The sequence below is a fragment of the Ancylobacter radicis genome (genome assembly GCF_018449475.1).
Taxonomy (GTDB): domain Bacteria; phylum Pseudomonadota; class Alphaproteobacteria; order Rhizobiales; family Xanthobacteraceae; genus Ancylobacter; species Ancylobacter radicis.
Genome location: NZ_JAHCQH010000012.1, coordinates 21,787 through 43,888 on the forward strand (window position 1 = coordinate 21,787; position 22,102 = coordinate 43,888).

At 66.9% G+C, this 22,102-nt stretch carries 20 protein-coding genes; 12 read left to right on the forward strand and 8 right to left on the reverse strand.

Going from position 1 to position 22,102, the window contains the following annotated elements; genetic code table 11:
* Positions 1 to 39 precede the first annotated feature (39 nt).
* The 7 genes from zapE to lpdA all read left to right on the forward strand — a co-directional run bounded on the left by zapE (position 40) and on the right by lpdA (position 9,872).
* The gene (gene zapE / locus KIP89_RS02095) at positions 40 to 1,254 is read left to right on the forward strand and encodes a cell division protein ZapE (RefSeq protein WP_213753933.1); all 1,215 of its coding nucleotides are present in this window, start codon (positions 40 to 42) and stop codon (positions 1,252 to 1,254) included.
* A gap of 69 nt (positions 1,255 to 1,323) precedes the next feature.
* Positions 1,324 to 2,043 (forward strand): DUF1003 domain-containing protein, encoded by a 720-nt coding sequence (locus KIP89_RS02100; RefSeq protein WP_213753759.1) that lies wholly within the window; start codon positions 1,324 to 1,326, stop codon positions 2,041 to 2,043.
* Positions 2,044 to 2,199: 156 nt separating this feature from the next.
* Entirely contained in the window at positions 2,200 to 3,165 is a 966-nt protein-coding gene (gene mdh, locus KIP89_RS02105; RefSeq protein ID WP_213753760.1) for a malate dehydrogenase, read from the forward strand.
* A 330-nt stretch (positions 3,166 to 3,495) separates the two neighbouring features.
* The gene (locus KIP89_RS02110) at positions 3,496 to 6,474 is read left to right on the forward strand and encodes a 2-oxoglutarate dehydrogenase E1 component (protein ID WP_213753761.1); all 2,979 of its coding nucleotides are present in this window, start codon (positions 3,496 to 3,498) and stop codon (positions 6,472 to 6,474) included.
* A gap of 62 nt (positions 6,475 to 6,536) precedes the next feature.
* A complete protein-coding gene (gene odhB, locus KIP89_RS02115) occupies positions 6,537 to 7,772 on the forward strand; it encodes a 2-oxoglutarate dehydrogenase complex dihydrolipoyllysine-residue succinyltransferase (RefSeq protein ID WP_213753762.1) in 1,236 nt (411 codons plus the stop codon).
* Positions 7,773 to 7,800: 28 nt separating this feature from the next.
* A complete protein-coding gene (locus tag KIP89_RS02120) occupies positions 7,801 to 8,442 on the forward strand; it encodes a LysE family transporter (RefSeq protein ID WP_213753763.1) in 642 nt (213 codons plus the stop codon).
* Between the two features lie 29 nt (positions 8,443 to 8,471).
* A complete protein-coding gene (gene lpdA, locus KIP89_RS02125) occupies positions 8,472 to 9,872 on the forward strand; it encodes a dihydrolipoyl dehydrogenase (protein WP_213753764.1) in 1,401 nt (466 codons plus the stop codon).
* An 84-nt stretch (positions 9,873 to 9,956) separates the two neighbouring features.
* On the opposite strand, the gene KIP89_RS19955 is transcribed toward lpdA, so the two are convergent.
* A complete protein-coding gene (locus KIP89_RS19955) occupies positions 9,957 to 10,085 on the reverse strand; it encodes a hypothetical protein (RefSeq protein WP_256441412.1) in 129 nt (42 codons plus the stop codon).
* Positions 10,086 to 10,242: 157 nt separating this feature from the next.
* Positions 10,243 to 11,229: a tyrosine recombinase XerC gene (locus KIP89_RS02130; RefSeq protein WP_213753765.1), complete on the reverse strand. Its 987-nt coding sequence runs from the start codon at positions 11,227 to 11,229 to the stop codon at positions 10,243 to 10,245.
* 449 nt (positions 11,230 to 11,678) lie between these two features.
* Here KIP89_RS02130 and KIP89_RS02135 point away from each other — a divergent pair, with 449 nt between their 5' ends.
* The 5 genes from KIP89_RS02135 (at position 11,679) to KIP89_RS02155 (ending at position 16,280) form a co-directional block, all read left to right on the forward strand.
* Positions 11,679 to 13,886 (forward strand): primosomal protein N', encoded by a 2,208-nt coding sequence (locus KIP89_RS02135; protein ID WP_213753766.1) that lies wholly within the window; start codon positions 11,679 to 11,681, stop codon positions 13,884 to 13,886.
* A gap of 182 nt (positions 13,887 to 14,068) precedes the next feature.
* On the forward strand, positions 14,069 to 14,224 hold the full coding sequence (locus KIP89_RS02140) for a DUF5993 family protein (protein WP_213753767.1): 156 nt from the start codon (positions 14,069 to 14,071) through the stop codon (positions 14,222 to 14,224).
* Positions 14,225 to 14,228: 4 nt separating this feature from the next.
* Positions 14,229 to 14,879: a disulfide bond formation protein B gene (locus KIP89_RS02145; RefSeq protein WP_250152145.1), complete on the forward strand. Its 651-nt coding sequence runs from the start codon at positions 14,229 to 14,231 to the stop codon at positions 14,877 to 14,879.
* Between the two features lie 156 nt (positions 14,880 to 15,035).
* Positions 15,036 to 15,329, forward strand: coding sequence for a hypothetical protein (locus KIP89_RS02150; protein ID WP_213753768.1), 294 nt, complete (start codon positions 15,036 to 15,038; stop codon positions 15,327 to 15,329).
* Between the two features lie 6 nt (positions 15,330 to 15,335).
* On the forward strand, positions 15,336 to 16,280 hold the full coding sequence (locus tag KIP89_RS02155) for an AEC family transporter (RefSeq protein WP_213753769.1): 945 nt from the start codon (positions 15,336 to 15,338) through the stop codon (positions 16,278 to 16,280).
* 13 nt (positions 16,281 to 16,293) lie between these two features.
* Here KIP89_RS02155 and KIP89_RS02160 read toward each other — a convergent pair whose 3' ends face one another.
* From KIP89_RS02160 to sdhC, 6 genes are all read right to left on the reverse strand, one after another.
* Complete coding sequence (locus KIP89_RS02160; RefSeq protein WP_369807034.1) at positions 16,294 to 17,502, reverse strand: glycerophosphodiester phosphodiesterase family protein; 1,209 nt, start codon at positions 17,500 to 17,502, stop codon at positions 16,294 to 16,296.
* A 133-nt stretch (positions 17,503 to 17,635) separates the two neighbouring features.
* A complete protein-coding gene (gene gluQRS, locus KIP89_RS02165; RefSeq protein ID WP_213753771.1) occupies positions 17,636 to 18,502 on the reverse strand; it encodes a tRNA glutamyl-Q(34) synthetase GluQRS in 867 nt (288 codons plus the stop codon).
* Between the two features lie 19 nt (positions 18,503 to 18,521).
* Positions 18,522 to 19,304 carry a succinate dehydrogenase iron-sulfur subunit gene (locus KIP89_RS02170; RefSeq protein ID WP_213753772.1) on the reverse strand — a complete coding sequence of 261 codons (783 nt, stop codon included), beginning with the start codon at positions 19,302 to 19,304 and terminating at the stop codon, positions 18,522 to 18,524.
* A 20-nt stretch (positions 19,305 to 19,324) separates the two neighbouring features.
* On the reverse strand, positions 19,325 to 21,172 hold the full coding sequence (gene sdhA / locus KIP89_RS02175; RefSeq protein ID WP_250152146.1) for a succinate dehydrogenase flavoprotein subunit: 1,848 nt from the start codon (positions 21,170 to 21,172) through the stop codon (positions 19,325 to 19,327).
* Positions 21,173 to 21,176: 4 nt separating this feature from the next.
* Positions 21,177 to 21,575, reverse strand: a complete 399-nt coding sequence (sdhD, locus tag KIP89_RS02180; protein WP_213753773.1) for a succinate dehydrogenase, hydrophobic membrane anchor protein — start codon at positions 21,573 to 21,575, stop codon at positions 21,177 to 21,179.
* Between the two features lie 3 nt (positions 21,576 to 21,578).
* Positions 21,579 to 21,971: a succinate dehydrogenase, cytochrome b556 subunit gene (gene sdhC / locus KIP89_RS02185; RefSeq protein ID WP_213753774.1), complete on the reverse strand. Its 393-nt coding sequence runs from the start codon at positions 21,969 to 21,971 to the stop codon at positions 21,579 to 21,581.
* Between the last annotated feature and the right edge of the window lie 131 nt (positions 21,972 to 22,102).

Consider the following 22,102-nt stretch of genomic DNA (forward strand, 5'->3'; position numbering starts at 1 on the left):
GATGGGAGTGGTCCGAAGATGGCGGACAGGTCGGCCGACATGACAATTGCCGCGGAAGCGGGCGGCTCGGTGTTGGCGGCGCGCTATGTCGCGCGCATGGCCTCGGGCGACATCGCACCCGATCCCGGCCAGGCCAAGGTCGTCGCCGCCCTCGCGCAGCTTGAGCAGCGCATCGCCGCGCGGCGCCTCGCCCGCAAATCCTCCGCCCTCGGCTGGCTGTTCGCCCGGCGCGAGGACGCCATCCCGAAGGTGCGCGGCCTCTACATCCATGGCGCCGTCGGCCGCGGCAAGACCATGCTGGTCGACCTGTTCTATGAGTGCGTCGCCGTGCGCAAGCGCAAGCGCCGCGCCCATTTTCACGAATTCATGGCCGATGTGCATGCCCGGATCTTCCAGATCCGCGCCGATATGAAAGCGGGCCGGATCAAGGAGTCCGACCCCATCGCCCTGGTCGCCGCCGCCCTCTATGAGGAAGCCTGGCTGCTCTGCTTCGACGAGTTCCACGTCACCGACATCACCGACGCCATGATCCTCGGGCGGCTGTTCGAGAAGCTGTTCGATCTCGGCGTGGTCATCGTCGCCACCTCCAACGTGGCGCCCGAGAACCTCTATGAAGGCGGCCTCAACCGCGCGCTGTTCCTGCCCTTCATCGGCATGATCCAGCAGCACATGGATGTGGTGCGGATCGAATCGCCGACCGATTACCGGATGGAGAAGCTCGGCGGCGTGCGCACCTGGTATGTGCCGCGCCCCGACCAGACCATGGCCGACATCGATCGCGAGATGGAAAAGGTCTGGCACCGCGTCGCCGGCGTCGATGGCGGCGCCCCGACCAGCATCGTCTCCGGCGGGCGAACCATCCCGGTGCCGCGCGCGGGTGGCGGCGCGGCGCGCTTCGACTTCCATGAGCTGTGCGGCGTGCCGCTCGGCGCCAGCGATTATCTGCGCCTCGCCCGCAGCTTCCACACCGTGCTGATCGACCATATTCCGACGCTCGACCAGGACCGCCGCAACGAGGCCAAGCGTTTCATCACGCTGATCGACGAGTTCTACGAGAAGGGCGTGAAGGTCGTGGCCTCCGCCGCCGCCGAGCCGGAGGAGCTTTATCTCGGCACGGAAGGAGCGGAAGCCTTCGAATGGGCCCGCACCGTCTCGCGCCTGCATGAGATGCGCTCGTCCGACTATATCGCCCGCCCGCACGGGCGCGGCGATTCGCAGGCCAGCGGCGACACGACCGGCCTGGTCGAGACCTGACGCGCATTCGCTCTTGATCGGCAGCGCGGCAGGTCCACAATCGGTGTCAGAGACTCAAGACGCGCATCCATGACCAGCCGCAGTCAGCCCAAGTCCAAACCTCCCCATCATGAATGCGCCCTGACCGGGCGGATCATCACCGATCATGACGGCATCCGGCTCGATCTGGTCCGCCCCTCGCTTGCCGCACATATTCGCTCAGCGCATCCCGGCATTGCGCCAGACGCGTACATCTCGCGCGCCGCCATGGCCCGCGAGAGGGCGGCCTACATCACGGCGACACTCCAGGCCGAGCGCGGCGACCTCTCCCAGCTCGACCATGATGTCATCGAGAGCCTGACGCAGAACGACATATTGACGGAGAATGTCGAGGCGGAGATCGACCGCGACCGCACCTTCGGCGAGCGGGCGGCCGACGCCATCGCCACCTTCGGCGGGAGCTGGACCTTCATCATCGCCTTCATGGTGTTCATCGGCTTCTGGATGGCGCTGAACGTCGCCGGGCTGCTGGGCGCCTTCGACCCCTACCCGTTCATTCTGCTCAATCTCGTGCTCTCCTGCGTGGCCGCGCTGCAGGCGCCCGTCATCATGATGAGCCAGAAGCGGCAGGAGGAAAAAGACCGCCGCCGCTCGGAGAATGACTACCGGGTGAACCTGAAGGCGGAACTCGAAATACGCCATCTGCACGAGAAGATGGACCACATGCTCACCCGACAATGGGAGCGGCTGACCGAAATACAGTCGATCCAGATCGAACTCATGGAAGACTTGGCGGAACGTCGCCGTTAGGCATTTCGTATTCCGTATACACTGTAGATGAGAGCAAAGTTGTAGTCTCGCCAGAGGGAAGGACGGGCCTCGTCGCTTGAACCGGACGGCGAGACGGGCTATCGGAAACGCGCGCGGCGGAGCGCCGCACCTTCCCTCGGAAAGTCAGGAAATCTCATGGCTCGAGCAAAGATTGCACTGATCGGGGCCGGTCAGATCGGCGGTACTCTCGCCCTCCTCGCGGGCCTCAAGGAACTTGGCGACGTCGTCCTGTTCGACGTGGCGGAGGGTATCCCTCAGGGCAAGGGCCTCGACATTGCGGAAGCCTCCCCGGTGCTCGGCTTCGATGCCAAGCTGGTGGGCACCAACGGCTATGAGGCCATCGAAGGCGCCGACGTGGTGATTGTCACCGCCGGCGTGCCGCGCAAGCCGGGCATGAGCCGCTCGGATCTCCTCGACATCAACCTGAAGGTGATGGGTCAGGTCGGCGCCGGCATCAAGCAGTATGCCCCCAACGCCTTCGTGATCTGCATCACCAACCCGCTCGACGCCATGGTGTGGGCGCTGCAGAAGGCCTGCGGTCTGCCGGTCGAGAAGGTGGTCGGCATGGCCGGCGTGCTGGACTCGGCCCGCTTCCGCTACTTCCTCGCTGACGAATTCAACGTCTCGGTCGAGGACGTCACCGCCTTCGTGCTCGGCGGCCATGGCGACGACATGGTTCCGCTGGTGCGCTATTCGGGCGTCGCCGGCATCCCGCTGCCGGACCTCGTGAAGATGGGCTGGACCACCCAGGAGAAGGTCGATTCGATCGTCGAGCGCACCCGCAAGGGCGGCGGCGAGATCGTCAACCTGCTGAAGACCGGCTCGGCCTTCTACGCCCCGGCCGCCTCGGCCATCGAGATGGCGACCTCCTATCTGCGCGACAAGAAGCGCCTGCTGCCCTGCGCCGCCTTCCTGACCGGCCAGTACGGGATCGACGGGCTTTACCTCGGTGTGCCGGTGATCATCGGCGCCAAGGGTGTGGAGCGGATCGTCGAGATCGAGTTGGACAGCTCCGAGCAAGCCATGCTCGACAAGTCCATTGCCTCGGTCCAGGAACTCGTCGCCGAGTGCAAGAAGATCGTTCCCTCGCTCGGCGCCTGAGCCCGCGACCTGCGAACCGCGCCGCCCGGGCCTCCCGGTCGGCGCCACACGTGACGGATGAAGGAAATGACGGTCCTTCGCGGACAAAGGGGACCCGCGAACGGCCGGAAGTACCCGATCCCGATGACTTCGACGTGCCGGCTTGCAAATTTGACCGACGGTGCCGCAATGCTGCGGCATTCATGAAGTCAACACGAGACCTATATACACGCTGAACAGAGCTTTCCGCCCCGGTCCATCGGGGCACCGGACGTGAGACTGGCCAGAAGGCCGGCAATTCCGGCAGCAAAGCGCCTCCACCGGACCGCAGCGGTCCCCCAGGAGCCGACGATGTCGCGCGCGGACTTGAACGAAGCTTTCCTGAATACCTCCTTCCTCTACGGCGCCAATGCGGCCTGGATCGAGGACCTGTATGCCCGTTACGAGGCGGACCCCGCTTCCGTGGACGAGCAGTGGCAGGCCTTCTTCGCCAGCCTCAGGGACGTCCCGGCCGATGTCGAGAAGAGCGCCCGTGGCGCCTCCTGGAAGAAGCAGGGCTGGCCGATCCATGCCAATGGCGAGCTTGTCTCCGCCATGGACGGCAACTGGATCGAGATCGAGAAGGCGGTCGGCAAGAAGGTCGAGGCCAAGGTCGCCGAGAAGGCCCAGAAGGCCGGGGTCGAGCTGTCCTCCGCCGATGTGCAGCAGGCCACCCGCGATTCCGTGAAGGCGCTGATGATGATCCGCGCCTACCGGATGCGCGGCCATCTCCACGCCAAGCTGGACCCGCTGGGTCTTGAGCCGGAGCGTTCCGCTCCCGAGCTCGACCCGGCCTCCTACGGCTTCCAGGAAGCCGATCTCGACCGGCCGATCTTCATCGACCACGTTCTCGGCATGGAATTCGCCACCGTCCGCCAGATGGTGGCCATCCTCCAGCGCACCTATTGCGAGACGCTCGGCGTCGAGTTCATGCACATCTCCTCGCCCGAGGAGAAGGCGTGGATCCAGGAGCGCATCGAGGGTCCCGACAAGGAGATCACCTTCACCCGCGAGGGCAAGCGCGCCATCCTCAACAAGCTGGTCGAGGCCGAGGGCTTCGAGAAGTTCCTGGATGTCCGCTACACCGGCACCAAGCGTTTCGGCCTCGACGGCAGCGAAAGCCTGATCCCCGCGCTGGAGCAGATCATCAAGCGCGGCGGCAATCTGGGCGTGAAGGAAATCGTGCTGGGCATGGCCCATCGCGGCCGCCTCAACGTGCTGACCCAGGTGATGGGCAAGCCGCACCGCGCGCTGTTCCACGAATTCAAGGGCGGCTCCTGGGCTCCCGACGAGGTCGAGGGCTCCGGCGACGTGAAGTACCATCTGGGCGCCTCGTCGGACCGTGAGTTCGACGGCAATCAGGTGCATCTGTCGCTGACCGCCAACCCGTCGCATCTCGAAATCGTCGACCCGGTGGTGCTCGGCAAGTGCCGCGCCAAGCAGGACCTGCTGGGCGACGCCGAACGCACCCAGGTGATGCCGCTGCTGCTGCATGGCGATGCCGCCTTCGCCGGCCAGGGCGTGGTCGCCGAATGCCTCGGCCTGTCGGGCCTGAAGGGACACCGCACCGGCGGTTCGATCCACTTCATCATCAACAACCAGATCGGCTTCACCACCTATCCGCGCTTCTCGCGCTCCTCGCCCTATCCGTCGGATGTGGCGAAGACGATCGAGGCGCCGATCTTCCATGTGAATGGCGACGACCCGGAAGCCGTCACCTTCGCGGCCAAGATCGCCACCGAGTTCCGCCAGCGGTTCCGCAAGCCGGTCGTGGTCGACATGTTCTGCTACCGCCGCTTCGGCCACAATGAAGGCGACGAGCCCGCCTTCACCCAGCCGCTGATGTACAAGGCGATCAAGCAGCACCCGAGCACGCTTGAGCTCTATGCCCGCAAGCTTGAGGCCGAGGGCGTGATCGAGGCCGGCGAGTTCGACAAGATGAAGGCCGAGTGGCGCTCGCGTCTCGACACCGAATACGAGGCGGGCCAGGCCTACAAGCCGAACAAGGCGGACTGGCTGGACGGCCGCTGGGCCGGCCTCAAGGCCGCCGCCGCCGAGGACGATCCGCGCCGTGGCAACACCGGCGTGGCGCTCGATGTCCTCAAGGAAATCGGCGATAAGATCACCACCGTGCCGGAGGGCTTCCACCTCCACCGCACCATCCAGCGTTTCCTCGACGCCCGCCGCAAGGCGATCCTCGAGGACGGCGCGGGCATCGACTGGTCCACCGCCGAGGCGCTGGCCTTCACCTCGCTCCAGCTCGATGGCCACCCGGTGCGCCTCTCCGGCCAGGATTGCGAGCGCGGCACCTTCTCGCAGCGCCACTCGGTGCTGATCGACCAGGAGACCGAGGAGCGCCACACGCCGTTCAACCATCTGCGCGAGGATCAGGCGCGCTACGAGGTCATCAACTCGATGCTCTCGGAAGAGGCCGTGCTCGGCTTCGAATATGGCTACTCGCTCTCCGAGCCCAATGCGCTGACCATGTGGGAAGCCCAGTTCGGCGACTTCGCCAATGGCGCGCAGGTCATCTTCGACCAGTTCCTCTCCTCCGGCGAGCGCAAGTGGCTGCGCATGTCCGGCCTCGTCTGCCTGCTGCCGCATGGCTATGAGGGTCAGGGACCGGAGCACTCCTCCGCGCGTCTGGAGCGTTTTCTGCAGATGTGCGCCGAAGACAACATGCAGGTCGCCAACTGCACGACGCCGGCCAACTATTTCCACATCCTGCGCCGTCAGCTGAAGCGCGACTTCCGCAAGCCGCTGATCCTGATGACCCCCAAGAGCCTGCTGCGCCACAAGCGCGCCGTCTCCACGCTCGCCGAGTTCGGCGCCGGCACCAGCTTCCACCGCGTTCTGTGGGACGATGCCGACCGCTCGCACACCGGCCTGCCGGCCGAAGCCGTCAAGCTGAAGGCCGATGGCGAGATCCGCCGCGTCGTGCTGTGCACCGGCAAGGTCTATTACGATCTCTATGAGGAGCGCGAACGGCGCGGCATTGACGACGTCTATCTGATGCGCGTCGAGCAGCTGTTCCCGTTTCCGCTGAAGACGCTGGCGCAGGAGATTTCCCGCTTCAAGCAGGCGGAGATCGTCTGGTGCCAGGAAGAGCCGAAGAACCAGGGTGCCTGGGCCTTCGTGCAGCCTTATCTGGAGTGGGTGCTGGAGCAGGCTGGCTCGGTCTCGTCGCGTCCGCGTTACACCGGTCGTCCGGCGTCCGCGGCAACGGCGACCGGCCTGATGTCCAAGCATCTCGCGCAGCTCAAGGCGTTCCTTGCGGACGCGCTGGGCTGACTTTCCGACTGAACTGAGGGAGTGCCGGTCCAGAGGCTGGCAAAGGGTGAGGAAGAACGAGTATGGCCACCGAAATCCGCGTTCCGACGCTGGGCGAATCGGTCACCGAGGCGACCATTGGCAAGTGGTTCAAGAAGGCGGGAGAGGCGGTCGCGGCTGACGAGCCGATCGTCGAGTTGGAGACCGACAAGGTCACCATCGAGGTTCCCGCCCCGGCGGCCGGCGTGCTGTCCGAGATCGTCGCCAAGGATGGCGAGACCGTCGGTGTCGGCGCCCTGCTCGGCTCCATCGGCGAGGGCGGCGCCACCGCCAAGGCCGCGCCCGCTTCGGCCCCCGCCCCGGCCAAGGCTGAAGCGCCCAAGGCCGAGGCGCCCAAGGCGGTTGCTCCGGCTCCGGCGCCCGTCGCCGTGCCCGCGGGCTCGAACGGCCCGGCCGTCGCCAAGCTGGCGGCCGAGAGCGGCCTCAACCCCGCCATGCTCGCCGGTTCCGGCAAGGATGGCCGCGTGACCAAGGGCGACATGATCAGCGCCATCGCCACAGCGCCGGCCCCCGCGGCCGCGCCGGTGAGCGTGCGTGCGCCCTCCGCGCCGGACGACGCCTCGCGCGAAGAGCGCGTGAAGATGACCAAGCTGCGCCAGACCATCGCCAAGCGGCTGAAGGATGCGCAGAGCACGGCGGCGATGCTCACCACCTTCAACGATGTCGACATGTCGGCGGTGATGAGCCTGCGCGCCCAGTACAAGGACGTGTTCGAGAAGAAGCACGGCGTGAAGCTGGGCTTCATGGGCTTCTTCACCAAGGCGGTGATCCAGGCCCTCAAGGACGTGCCCGAGGTCAATGCCGAGATCGACGGCACCGATCTGGTCTACAAGAACTATTACCATGTCGGCATCGCCGTCGGCACCGATAAGGGCCTCGTCGTGCCGGTGGTGCGCAATGCCGACGAACTGTCCATCGCCGGCATCGAGAAGGCCATTGCCGGTCTCGGCCGCAAGGCGCGTGATGGCAAGCTCGGCATCGAGGACATGCAGGGCGGCACCTTCACCATCACCAATGGCGGCATCTATGGCTCGCTGATGTCGACCCCGATCCTCAACGCGCCGCAGTCGGGCATTCTCGGCATGCACCGCATCGAGGAGCGTCCGGTCGTGGTGAAGGGCCAGATCGTCGCCCGCCCGATGATGTATCTGGCGCTGAGCTACGATCACCGCATCGTCGACGGCAAGGGCGCCGTCACCTTCCTCGTGCGCGTCAAGGAAGCGCTGGAGGATCCGACCCGCCTCGTGCTGGATCTGTGATCCGGACCGGGCTCCGGCGGAGGGGAGAATGAGCTACTTCAGCGAATTCGCGACCCTGATGGCCGTGTTCGCGGTGGTGATCGTCGCGCCGGGGGCGGATTTCGCCCTCGTCGTGCGCCAGAGCGTCGTGCATGGCCGCAAGGTCGCGCTGGTCACCAGCTTCGGCATCGGCGCCTCGCTGCTGTTCCACATCTCCTACACCATCCTTGGCATCGGGCTTATCGTCTCCCAGTCGCTGGCGCTGTTCGCGCTGATCAAGTGGCTGGGGGTCGCCTATCTCGTCTATCTCGGCATCCGCTCCTTCTTCGAGAAGCCGATGAATTTCGACGAGCGCGCGCTCGCGGCCGATGCGGGCACGGCGGGGCGCGTCTCGCTGCCCGCCTGCTTCGGCATGGGCTTCCTCACCAATGCGCTCAACCCCAAGCCGGTGCTGTTCTTCCTGTCGCTGTTCTCGGCGATGGTGAGCCCGCAGACACCGGTGCCGGTGATCTTCCTCTATGGCATCGGCATGGCGAGCGCGCTCATCGCCTGGTTTGCCGGCGTCACCTTGTTCTTCACCAATCCCGCCGTGCGGGCACGCTTCGCGGCCGGCGGCCGCTGGTTCAACCGGGTGACCGGCGCGACCTTCGTGCTGCTCGGCCTTCGCCTCGCCGTCCAGAAGGCAGGCTGACCACCTTCGAATTCAGGGAAGCTGCGTCCATGTCCTACGATCTCGTCGTCATCGGCACCGGCCCCGGCGGCTATGTGTGCGCCATCCGCGCCGCCCAGCTTGGGCTGAAGGTCGCGGTGGTCGAGAAGCGCGCCACCTTCGGCGGCACCTGCCTCAACATTGGCTGCATCCCCTCCAAGGCGCTGCTGCATGCCTCGCACCGCTTCGAGGAAGCCGCGCACAGCTTCGCCAAGATGGGCATCAAGGTCGGCACGCCGGAGCTTGATCACGCCGCCCTGCTCGGCTTCAAGGATCAGGCGGTCGAGGGCAACACCAAGGGTGTCGCCTTCCTGATGAAGAAGAACAAGATCGACACCTATCACGGCACGGCCAGCATTCCGGCGGCCGGCAAGGTGGACATCGCGATGGCTGACGGTTCGGCGCAGTCGCTGGAGACCAAGGCCATCGTCATCGCCACCGGCTCGGACGTCGCCCGGCTCCCGGGCATCGAGATCGACGAGACGCGCGTGGTCTCCTCGACCGGCGCCATCGCTCTCGACAAGGTGCCGGGCAAGCTGGTCGTGGTCGGCGCCGGCGTCATCGGCCTTGAGCTGGGCAGCGTGTGGCGCCGTCTCGGCGCCGAGGTGACCGTGGTCGAGTATCTCGACCGTATCCTGCCCGGCATGGACCTGGATGTCGCCAAGTCCTTCCAGCGCATCCTCCAGAAGCAGGGCTTCGGCTTCAAGCTCTCCTCGAAGGTGACGGGCGTCGATACGTCCGGCGCGACGCTGAAGGTGTCGGTCGAGCCCGCCACTGGGGGCGCCGCCGAGACGCTGGAGGCCGACGTGGTGCTCGTCGCCATCGGCCGCGTACCCTACACGCAGGGCCTCGGCCTTGAGGCGCTGGGCGTCGAGACCGACAAGCGAGGCCGCATCGTCACCGATCACTATTACCGCACCAACGTGCCCGGCCTGTTCGCCATTGGCGACGTGATCACCGGCCCGATGCTGGCGCACAAGGCCGAGGATGAGGGCGTCGCGATCGCCGAGTTGCTGGCCGGTCAAGCGGGCCATGTGAACTATGACGTCATTCCCGGCGTGGTCTACACCTTCCCGGAAGTCGCCTCGGTCGGCAAGACCGAGGAGGAGCTGAAGGATGCCGGCATCGCCTACAAGGTCGGCAAGTTCCCCTTCCTCGCCAATGGCCGCGCCAAGGCCAATGACGAAACCGACGGCTTCGTGAAGGTGCTGGCGGACGAGACCACCGACCGCGTGCTCGGCGTCCACATCATCGGCTCCGAGGCCGGCGAACTCATCCATGAAGCGGCCGTGCTGATGGAATTCGGCGGCTCCTCCGAAGATCTCGCCCGCACCTGCCACGCCCACCCGACCCGCTCGGAAGCGGTGAAGGAAGCGGCGATGGCGGTGGAGAAGCGTTCCATCCACATGTGAGCTCTTCGGACGCCATCGCGCGACCCAACAAAAAGGCCCGGAGGTCTCCCTCCGGGCCTTTTCTTTCTGGAAGGCTTCAGGCGGTCAGGACCCCTTCACCGGGGTGGAGGTCTGCGTCGTGGTCGAGGCGTGGGCCGGGCAGTCGGCCAGCGCCGCGCCGGAAATGGCGGCGGTGAAGGCCAGCGCGCAGAGGGCAGTGGCGAAACGCTTCATCAGACACTCTCCTGTCGTGGTTCACGATGGGGGAAAGTGTCGCCGAAGCGCGTCCCGCTGAAAAGAGCGGCACCGGCAACCGGGTGCCTCAAACCGCGTCATTTTCGGTCATGTCACGCAGCCGTGTAGCTGACCGATCCAGCTTTGACGCCCCCCGCTACCGCGCGCGGGGATGCGCCGCCTTCCACGCTGCCATCAGCGCCGCCGAATCCACCGCCGCATAGATCTGCGTGGTGGAGAGCGAGGCGTGGCCGAGCAGTTCCTGGATGGAACGCAGATCGCCCCCGCGCCCCAGCAGATGCGTGGCGAAGGAATGGCGCAGGGCGTGTGGCGTCGCGCTGTCCGGCAGGCCGAGCCCGCCGCGCATCCGCTCCATGGCCAGTTGCACGATGCGCGGCGAGAGCGGTCCGCCCTTGGCGCCGCGAAACAGATGCTTCTGCGGCTCCAGCTCATAGGGGCAGGCGCGGGCATAGGCGTCGACCATCTCCAGCACCGGGCGCAGCACCGGCACCATGCGGGTCTTGTTGCCCTTGCCATGAACGATGATCTGGTCGCCCCGTCCAGGCTCGGGCATGTCGCGCCGCATCAGGCCGAGCGCCTCGGAAATGCGCAGGCCAGAGCCATAGAGCAGCGCCAGCACCGCCGCGTCACGCTCCAGCACCCAGGGTTCGCGGTCCTCGCCGGCACGGGTCGCCGGATCCGCCACCGCCCGCGCGTCGGCGGTGGAGAGCGGGCGCGGCAGGGTGCGGGGAATGCGCGGCGCGCGCACGGCGGTGAGCGCCCCGACCTTGCCGAGCCCCTCGCGCTCCATGTGCCGGCCGAAGGAGCGGGCAGCCGCCAGAAAGCGCATCTGCGTGCGCGGCTCTATGCCCTCCGCGCGGCGGGCGGCGATCACCGCGCGCACATCGCGCGGGGCGAGCGCGGCGAGCGCGGGCAGGTCCAGCCGGCGGCCAAGATGCTGCGCCAGCAGGCCGAGAAAGGTCGCAACATCACGGGCATAGGCCTCGCGGGTCTTCGGCGAGAGCCGGCGTTCATGGGCCAGCCGGCCGAGCCAGCCGGACAGCGCCGCCGCCACATCCGGCCCGGCGCCGGCCAGCAGCGCCCTTTCCGCCCGTTCGGCCTTCTGCGCGTCGCTTGCTGCCATGGTCCGATTCCCGGCTTGTCCGTTCACAGGATGATGCGCCCCTGCGGTTAAAATTCGACGTGAGGGACCGAGAGCCCTCCCAAAAGCCCCTAGGCCACGCGCCCACACAACGTCATCCCTGGGCTTGACCCGGGGATCCACGACTCGACCGGGCGCGCGGGCAGCAGGGAAGTCGTGGATGGCCGGGCCAAGCCCGGCCATGACGGTGTCTTGGACAAGCGCGGCTCCGGTTCGGGCGACGCGGCGACGGAAGGCATCCGCTTCCGCTATCGCCGCCGATGCCCCCCACACAATGTCATCCCCGGGCTTGGCCCGGGGATCCACGTCTTCTTGTGGCGCCAGATCGTGAAAGGCCGGGCCGGACGATGACGGAGCATCATGGCGGGACACGCGCCTGCCCCGCAGCACGCTTTCCCTCCCCACGCCCCGATGCGCTATGAAGGGCGACCATGGCCGCCCCCGATTCCCCTTCCCTCTTCCCCGCGCAGGAGCGCGTGGTCGACGTGCTGCTGCCGGTGGCGGTCGGCTCGGCCTATTCCTATGCCGTGCCGCAGGGCATGGACGTCGCGCCCGGCGACATCGTCGTCGTGCCGCTCGGCACGCGGCGGCTTCTCGGCTGCGTCTGGCCGCGCGGGGAAGACGCCCCGGCCGTCGACCCCGCCAGGCTCAAGCTGATCCATCGGCGCTACGACGTGCCCCCACTCCGGCCGGAGATGATCGCCTTCCTCCGCTGGATCGCCGACTACACGGTGACGCCGCCCGGCATGGTGCTGCGTCTCGCGCTGCGCCATGACGAGAGCGCCGGCTTTGGCCGCGAGCGCACGGGCGTGCGCCTCACCGACAAGCGGCCGGAGCGCGCCACCGTGGCGCGCGGGCGGGTGCTGGAAGCGCTGGCGGACGGCTTTGTCCGCGCCAAGGCGGAAGCGGCGCGCGAGGCGGCGGTCTCCCCCTCGGTGATCGACGGGCTGATTGACGACGGCGTGCTGGAAACCGTCGTGCTGCCGCCCGAGCCGGCCGCCGAGACGCCCGATCCCGATCACGACACGCCGGAACTGCTTCCCGCCCAGCGCGAAGCGGCGGACCGGCTGGTCGCAGCGGTAAAGACCCGCGCCTTCGCCCCTCACCTGATCGACGGTGTCACCGGCTCGGGCAAGACCGAGACCTATTTCGAGGCGGTGGCCGAGACCATCCGGCAGGGGCGGCAGACGCTGATCCTGATGCCGGAAATCGCGCTGACCCAGGCCTTTCTCGACCGCTTCGCCCGCCGCTTCGGCGTGCGTCCGGCGGAATGGCACTCGGCAGTGAGTTCGAGGCGGCGCGGGCGCATCTTCAAGGGCGTCGCCTCGGGCGAGGTGAGCGTGGTGGTTGGCGCGCGCTCGGCGCTGTTCCTGCCCTTCACCGATCTCGGCCTCATCATCGTCGATGAGGAGCATGACGGCGCCTACAAGCAGGAAGACGGCGTCCATTACCATGCCCGCGACATGGCGGTGGTCCGGGCGCGGCTGGAGGCGGCGCCCATCATCCTCGTCTCCGCCACGCCCTCGCTGGAAACCGAGGTCAATGCCCGGCGCGGGCGCTATGCGCGGCTGCATCTGCCGGAACGCTTCGCCGGCACGCGGGTGCCCCGCCTCGAACCCATCGACCTGCGCAAGGAAGGCCCGCCGCGCGGGCGCTGGATCGCGCCGCGTCTCGCGCAGGAGATGGAGCGCACCATCGAGGCGGGCGGGCAGGCGCTGCTGTTCCTCAACCGCCGCGGCTATGCCCCGTTGACGCTCTGCCGCGCCTGCGGCCACCGCATCCGCTGCCCCTCCTGCTCGTCCTGGCTGGTCGAGCACCGCTTCCGCCGCCGGCTCGAATGCCACCAATGCGGCTATGCGACGCCGGTGCCGAGCGATTGCCCGAACTGCCATGAGCCGAACGCGCTCATTCCCTGCGGCCCCGGCGTCGAGCGGCTGCATGAGGAAGTCGCCGCGCTGCTGCCGCAGGCGCGCACGCAGGTGCTCTCCTCCGATCTCGCCGGCGGGGTGGAGCGGCTGCGCGCCGAGCTGAAGGCGATCGAGGATGGCGAGGTCGACGTCATCGTCGGCACGCAGCTGGTGGCCAAGGGGCACAACTTTCCCGGCCTCGCCATGGTCGGGGTGATCGACGCCGATGTCGGCCTCGGCCATGGCGACCCGCGCGCGGCGGAGCGCACCTTCCAGCTCCTGCACCAGGTGGCCGGCCGCGCCGGCCGGCACAATGTGGAGGGCCGCGCCTTCCTGCAAACCTACATGCCCGAGCATCCGGTGATGCAGGCGCTCGTCGCCGGCGACCGCGACGCCTTTTATGACCGCGAGATCGCCATTCGCGAGGAGGCGCATCTGCCGCCCTTCGCCCGCTTCTGCGCCCTGATCGTCTCCGGCACGGAGGCCCCGGCGGCGCATGCCCATGCCCGCGCCCTCGCCGCCTGCTCGCCCTTCACCGACGAGGTGCGGGTGCTCGGCCCGGCGGAGGCCCCGCTGGCGCTGGTGCGCGGGCGCCACCGCTTCCGCCTGCTGGCCCGCGCCGAGCGGGGTTTCGACCTGTCCTCCTATGTGCGCGCCTGGATGGCCGGCGCCCCGCGCGCCACCGGGAGCCTTCGGGTAGAGATCGACATCGACCCGCAGAGCTTTCTCTAGCGACACCGGTTCCCGCGTGCGCCCGACATCCCCATGATGACGTTGCGTAATTCACGAAAACGGTCGGCCACGGCGGAATGTTTCAGCCGACTAACCAAAACTTCAGAAGTGTCATGACACCGTGCGGCAAGGCTGCTTTGGTGCCGGCACTCGGGACACAGGTGGTGAGCAGGTCGCGTGGAATGATGAGTCTGCCCTTCTTTGGACTGTTCACCTCGCTCGCCCTCATCGGCAGCGGCCGGCGCCGCTCCGCTATCTTCTTCTGGGTCCTCTCCTTCGCATTGCTGCTGGTGCTGCTCCGCGATCATGTCGCCGACACCCTGCGGATGCTGCTCTAATCCCATGATGCCTATGGATGAATCCGAATTGCCGCCGCGCGCGGCACATTTCGGCTTGTCACCTGCGCTGTCGCGCGGGCTGAACGCGCTGGGCGTGATGTCGGTCAGCCTCGTGCTCATTCTCGCCTTCGTGGATCAGATCAGCCATGGCGACTTTCCCTGTACGCTGTGCATCATGCAGCGCGTCGGCTTCATCGGCGTGGCGACGGGATTGTGCCTCAATCTGCGCTTCGGCCCACGCCCGAGCCATTACGCCATTGCCCTCCTGTCAGCGATGATCGGCGGATTCGTTTCCGCCCGTCAGGCCCTGCTGCACCTCGCCCCCGCCACCCGCGTCTATGGCGAGCCGGCGCTGGACATGCACTTCTACACATGGGCGCTGACCCTCTTCTGCATCATCATTGCCGGCTGCACCTTCCTCCTGCTGTTCGACCGCCAGGGACCGCAGGTCCGGCGGGGCCGGCGCCGTCTTTCCCCGTTCGGCTTCACCGCGCTTTTCGTCATCTCCATCCTCACTCTGGTCAATGGACTGTCCACGGTGATGGAATGCGGTACGGGCGGCTGCCCGGAAGATCCGGCCAATTACCGGCTGCTCGAAAAGATCGCGCCTTTGGCGGCCTGGCTCAGCCATGCGGCAACTGAGCAGCCCCATTGACGAGAGCGGCCAGACCGGAATAGCTTCGCCCGATGTTCACGGTGACAACCCAGAGGGCGCCCCAGCGCGCGGATCGGCGAATTCGTCGCCCGGCCGATTAAATCGGCCGGGAGTTCTGACGCGCCTGTCCCTACCCTCTTCGTCACGGAATCTGCCATGACCGCCGGTCTTCTTCGCCATCGCCTCGTCGTCGAGGCGGATGCGCATCCCAATCTCATGCTCCGCCTGCTGGAGCCCTTCGCGATCCACGACGTGCAGCCCACCCGCATCCGGCTCGACGCGCCGGAAAGCGGCCAGATCGATCCGGCCAATCTCGGCGACATGCGCGCGGAAATCGCCTTTGTCGCACCGGTCGAGGTGGCGGAGCGCCTCTGGGCCCGCATCGACGTGATGGTGCCGGTGCGCAGCTCGCATCTGGTGTCGAGCGCCGCCATCGTCGCGGCGGCCTGATCCCCCATGCTCGTGCAACTCGGTGCCATCGCCTATATCGTGGCGCCGGTTTTCGGGCTGATCGGGCTCGGCTATGTCGCCTCTCTCTCCGGCCATCTGCGCGAGCGGGCGGCCGAGGGGCTGTCCGAATATGTCTTCGGCCTCGCCGTCCCCGTGCTCATCTTCAAGACGCTGGCGGAAGCGCAACTGCCGGCGGAAGGCCAGCCCTGGGGCTATTGGGTCGCCTATTTCACCGGCGCGTTCATCGTCTTCGCGCTGGGCATGCTGGCGGCGAAGCGCCTCTTCGGGCGCGACCACACCGAATCGGTGATCCACGGCTTCACGTCAGGCCAGGCCAACACCGTCTTCGTCGGCGTGCCGCTCATTCTCCAGGCCTTCGGGCCGGAGGGGGCGGTGCCGCTCTTTCTGCTGATCGCCATCCATCTGCCGATCATGATGGTGGTGGCGACCGTGCTGACGGAGGGCGCGAGCGTTGGCTTCTCGCTCAAGGGCCTGGCCAAGCTCGGGCGGATGCTGGCCTTCAACCCGATCCTGCTCGGCATCTATGCCGGCGCCATCGCCAAGATCGTCGGCTATGCACCGGCCGGCCTGCTCAAGCAGACGCTGGACATGCTGGCCGCCTCCGCCGTGCCCTGCGCGCTGGTCTCGCTCGGCCTCGCCTTGCACCGCTACCCGATCCGGGGCGATCTCGGCCCGGCCATCGTCATCACCACGCTCAAGCTCGTGGTGCACCCGGCCATCGTCTACAGCCTGACGCGCCTTCTGCCCATGCCGCCGGTCTGGGCGGATGTGGCGGTGGTGTTCGCGGCCATGCCGAGCGGGGTGAACGCCTATCTGCTGGCCCAGCGTTACAAGGCCGGCGTCACCGCCTCGGCGAGCGCGGTCTCGCTCTCGACCGCGCTCAGCCTGTTTACGGTGACAATCTGGTTCCTGATCCTCGGCGTCGGCTAAGGATCGGCCCCACTCAGTTCAGCTTCATGCAATTGGCGTAGAAAGTGGTCGTCGCCGGCCAGTCGGAGAACACGCCGATCACGCCGATGTCGCGGGCGAGCACATCGAGCAGGCTCAGCATGTCGCCATCGCGGTCGATCACCGGCTTGACCGACTGGTAGTAATAGCCGCCGCCGGTATTGAGCGGGCCCGAGCGTTCCAGCGACCAGCTGATCAGGCCGAGCTTGGCCTTCTTCGCCTCTTCGGCATAGATCGACGGCACGATCTTGCCGTCCTTATGGGTGACCAGCATCCACAGCGGCGGGGCGAGGATCTTCACGCCCTTGTCGGCCAGTTCCTGCATGGAGGGCTTCCACGTCTCGGGCTTCATATTGTCGAAGCCTTCGCCGCTCTCGTCCCGGCCGTCGAGATAAACAGCCTGCGCGCCGAAGGCCGGCTCGGCCTTGAGCCAGTAGAGGACATCCTCCAGCCGGAAGGACTGCGCGTAGACGTCGCGCGGATCGACGCCCGCCGCCTTGTACTCGTCGATCATCTGCTGGGCGTAATGCTCCTGCGTGTAGGAGCCTTCAAACGGCATCGCCACTTCCGGCGTCTTCAGCTCGGGAGTGAACTTCAACCCGAGCGACTTCACCAGCGCGATGTAGTCCTTGTGCGAGACCAGCGTGGCGCGGTTGACATAGAGGTCGGTGCGCCAGCTCGGCGTTCCGTCCATATATTCCTCGGCGGTCGCGGCGCGCGGATTGGAGCCGTCCATTTTCGGCCGCAGCGAGCGGAACTCCGCCAGCGTCAGGTCGCTGGTGCAGCATTTGGCGCTGGCCTTGCGCCCGCTCGCCGGATCGGCCGGGGTGAAGCCCTGCGAGCATTTCGCGGCCAACTCCGGGCGGGCGAGAATGTCGGTGGTGGTGTGCAGGTCGCACTGGGCGTGGCGGCACACCAGTTCGCGGTCCTTGGTGAAGGCAACGTCGCATTCGATCACGCCGGCACCCATGCGGGCGGCGGCGATATAGCCCTCGCGGGTATGCTCGGGAAATTGCAGCGGCGCGCCGCGATGGGCGATGGAGAAGTTCTTCGCCGTGAACGGTCCCTTGCACTGGGCAAGCTGATCCTTGAGCGCGCCGTCCTTCATCTCACCGACGAGATAGAAGGGACGCGGGCCGATCTCGATATCGGTGATGGGGTTCTGGGCGGCGGCCGGTACAGACGTCAGGCCGACGGCAAACAAGGCAGTGGCGCACAAGGCGGCGGCGAAACGGCGGAGGGCGGTGGCGGTGGTCACGGGGTCGCTCCCAGTCATCCAAAGGCTGCCTTTCGTTAGGGCGTGGCGGTGACAAGGGTTTGACGACAGGGCCGACCGGTCAGGCACAGCCGGCCAGATCACGGACCTGCGCGGGCGTCACGCCGCTGGCCCGCAAGTCGCGCAGGCTCTGCGAGCCGATGGATTTGGAGAGCTTGCGCCCCTGCGCGTCGAGCAGCAACGCATGATGGGTGTAGAGGGGAGCCGGAAGCCCCAGCAGGTGCTGAAGCAGGCGGTGCACCGAGGTCGCGGCCTTCAGGTCCGCCCCGCGCACCACATGGGTGATGCCCTGCAACGCGTCATCCACCACCACGGCGAGGTGATAGGAGGTCGGCACCTCCTTGCGGGCGATCACCACATCGCCCCAGGCACACGGATCGGCGGGACTATCCACCGCCGTCCCGGCCGTTTCCTCGATCTCCCGCCACGCCAGCGGGCCGGCCAGCGCGGCCGCCCGCGCCATGTCGAGCCGCAGCGCATAGGGCTCGCCGGCGGCGAGGCGATGCTCCCGTTCGTCGTCGCTCATGACATCGCGGAGGAAGGGAAACAGCGGCGCGCCATCGGGATCGACCGGCCAGCCGGGACGCGCCTCCACCGCGCGGCGAATATCCGCCCGACTCTCGAAGCTCGGATAGACCAGACCCAGCGCGTCGAGCCGCGCCAGCGCGGCGCGGTAGGCCTCCATATGCTGGGATTGGCGGCGCACCGGCCGCTCCCAGTCGAGGCCAAGCCAGGCGAGATCCTCATAGATCGCCGCCTCATAGTCCGGGCGGCAGCGCGTCGGGTCGATATCCTCGATACGCAGCAGGAAGCGCCCGCCGCTGGCGCGCGCCAGCGCGTCGTTCAGCAAAGCGGAGCGGGCATGGCCGAGATGGAGCAGGCCATTCGGGCTCGGGGCGAAGCGGAAGGCGGGGCGGGCATCGCTCATCGCCCGCCTGTGTAGCGCGTCAGAACTGGCGCGCCACCATCATCTTCTTGATCTCGGCGATCGCCTTGGCCGGGTTCAGCCCCTTCGGGCAGGCCTTGGCGCAGTTCATGATGGTGTGGCAGCGATACAGGCGGAACGGGTCCTCGAGGTGATCGAGCCGGTCGCCGGTCGCCTCATCGCGCGAATCGATCAGCCAGCGATAGGCCTGCAGCAGCGCCGCCGGGCCGAGATAGCGGTCGCCATTCCACCAGTAGCTCGGGCAGGAGGTGGAGCAGCAGGCGCACAGGATGCACTCATACAGCCCGTCGAGCTTCTCGCGGTCGCCGCGGGCCTGCTTCCATTCCTTCTCGGGCGCGGGCGTCTCGGTGTGCAGCCAGGGCTCGACCGAGGCGTGCTGGGCGTAGAACTGGGTGAGGTCCGGCACCAGATCCTTCACCACCGGCATGTGCGGCAGCGGGTAGACCTTCACCGCCGACGCCGTCACGTCGTCCATGCTCTTGAGGCAGGCCAGCGTGTTGGTGCCGTCGATGTTCATGGCGCAGGAGCCGCAGATGCCCTCGCGGCAGGAGCGGCGGAAGGTCAGCGTCGGGTCGATCTTGGTCTTGATCCAGATCAGCCCGTCGAGCACCATCGGCCCGCAATCGTCGCGGTCGACATAATAGGTGTCGACATGCGGATTTTTCCCGTCTTCCGGGTTCCAGCGATAGATCTTGTACTCGGCCAGCCGGTTGGCCCCGGTAGGCTTGGGCCACACCGTGCCTTCGGTAAGCTGAGAGTTCTTCGGTAGAGTGAGCTGGACCATGGCGCGAAATCGTCCCCGGCTCAGTACACGCGCTTGCGCGGCTCGATGTACTGGATGTCGTTCGACAGCGTGTAGGTGTGGACCGGCCGGTCGTCGAGGCGCACGGAGCGTTTCTCGAAATCGACGAAGGCCAGCGTGTGCTTCATCCATGTGGCGTCGTCGCGCTCGGGATAATCCTCGCGCGCATGGGCGCCGCGGCTCTCCGTGCGGGCGGCCGCGCTTTCCATCGTCACCGAGGCCTGCGCGATCAGGTTGTCATATTCCAGCGTCTCGATGAGATCGGAATTCCAGATCAGCGAACGGTCGGTGACGGCGATGTCGTCCGTGCCGGCGAACACGTCGGCGATCAGCTTGCGACCCTCTTCCAGCACCTCGCCGGTGCGATAGACGGCGCAATTGTTCTGCATCACCTTCTGCATCGACAGCCGCAGCTCGGCGGTCGGCGTGCCGCCGGACGCGTTGCGGAAATGGTCGAGGCGGGAGAGCGCCAGCTCGGCGGAATTCGACGGCAGCTCGGGCTGCTTGTCGCCGGCGGTGAGGATATCGGCGCAGCGCAGCGCCGCCGCGCGGCCGAACACCACGAGATCGGTCAGCGAGTTCGAGCCGAGGCGGTTGGCGCCATGGATCGACACGCAGGCGCATTCGCCCACCGCCATCAGGCCGGGCACCACATGGTCGGGGTTGCCGTCCTTCTTGGTGACGACCTCGCCGTGGAAGTTCGTGGGGATGCCGCCCATGTTGTAATGCACGGTCGGCAGCACCGGGATCGGCTCCTTGGTCACGTCGACGCCGGCGAAGATCTTCGCGCTCTCGGAAATGCCCGGCAGGCGCTCATGCAGGATCGCCGGGTCGAGATGGTCGAGGTGCAGGTAGATGTGGTCCTTGTTCTTGCCGACGCCGCGTCCCTCGCGGATCTCCATGGTCATGGAGCGGGAGACGACGTCGCGCGAAGCCAGGTCCTTGGCCGAGGGGGCGTAACGCTCCATGAAGCGTTCGCCCTCGGAATTGGTGAGATAGCCGCCCTCGCCGCGCGCGCCCTCGGTGATCAGGCAGCCCGAGCCGTAAATGCCGGTCGGGTGGAACTGCACGAACTCCATGTCCTGCAAAGGCAGGCCGGCGCGCAGCACCATGGCGTTGCCGTCGCCGGTGCAGGTATGGGCGCTAGTTGCGGAGAAATAGGCCCGGCCATAGCCGCCGGTGGCGAGGATCACGGTCTGCGCGCGGAAGCGGTGCAGCGTGCCGTCGTCCATCTTCAGCGCGATCATGCCGCGGCAGCGTCCGTCATCGTCCATGATCAGGTCGAGCGCGAAATACTCGATGAAGAATTCCGCGGAATGCTTCAGCGCCGCGCCGTAGAGCGTGTGCAGGATGGCGTGGCCGGTCCGGTCGGCCGCCGCGCAGGTGCGCTGCGCCGGGCTCTTGCCATAGTCGATGGTCATGCCGCCGAAGGGGCGCTGGTAGATCTGGCCCGCTTCCGTGCGCGAGAACGGCACGCCCCAGTGCTCAAGCTCATAGACGGCGGCCGGCGCGTGGCGCACGAGATATTCGATGGCGTCCTGATCGCCCAGCCAGTCCGACCCCTTGACGGTGTCGTACATGTGGTAGCGCCAGTCATCCGTGCCCATATTGCCGAGCGAGGCGGCGATGCCGCCCTGCGCCGCCACGGTGTGCGAGCGGGTGGGGAACACCTTGGTCACGCAGGCCGTGCGCAGCCCCGCCTGCGAGCAGCCGACGACCGCGCGCAGACCCGCGCCGCCGGCGCCGACCACGACCACGTCATAGGTGTGATCGGTGATGGGATAGGAGTCCCCGAGCACCTTGTGGGCGGCGCCATTCGCCGCGCCATTGGCGGAGTTCGTCCCGGCCATGGGTTCAGCCTCCGAAACTGATCTTCAGAACGGCGAAGACACCGACGCCGCCAACCGCGATGGTGAAGAAGCTGTTGGCGATCAGCGCCAGCACCTTCATCCCCTCGGAATGCACGTAATCCTCGATCACCACCTGCATCCCGATCCGCATGTGCATGGCGATGGAAAACAGCGCCAGCGACAGCGCCACGGCGGCGAAGGGATTGCGCAGCAGCTCGACCAGCGCGCCATGACCTTCACCTGCCACGCTGATTACGAGCGGCACGCAGATGAGGATCAGCAGCAGGTTGGAAATGCCGGTAACGCGCTGCAGCCAGAAATGGCCGGTGCCGGAGCGGGCGGAGCCGAGCCCGGCAACGCGCCGGCGCGGCGTGCGCATGGAAGAACCGGATGAGGAACTCATCGCTCAGCCTTTCACCAGCCAGATGACGATCCAGAGCAGGACCGTCAGGGAGATCGAGCCGCCAATGGTGAGGCGCGCAAGCAGTTCGCGCCATTCCGGCCCGAATCCGGCGCCCGTGTCCCACACGAAATGGCGGATGCCGCCAATCGCGTGGTGAAGCAGCGCCCAGCTATAGCCGATCATCACGATCAACCCGATCCAGCTGCCATAAATCCCGTTCACGAGATCGAAGGCCTCGGGCGAGGTGGCCCCGGCCACCAGCCAGAGGGCGAGCAGCGCCGTACCGAAATAGAGGGCAACGCCCGTGACGCGATGCACGATCGACATCATCATCGTGAGCATCGGGCGGTAAATCTGGAGATGCGGAGAAAGGGGCCGCTCGGCCGCTCCTGGCATGTCGATATCCTTGGGTGCCAAAGGATCGCTGTGAGGTGTGCGTAGCTGAAACGATTGCAATTCGCAATCATTCCAAAGGCGACGTCTATCGTTGAAATATCCCGCCACACACGCTGCGTTGCAGCATGGGA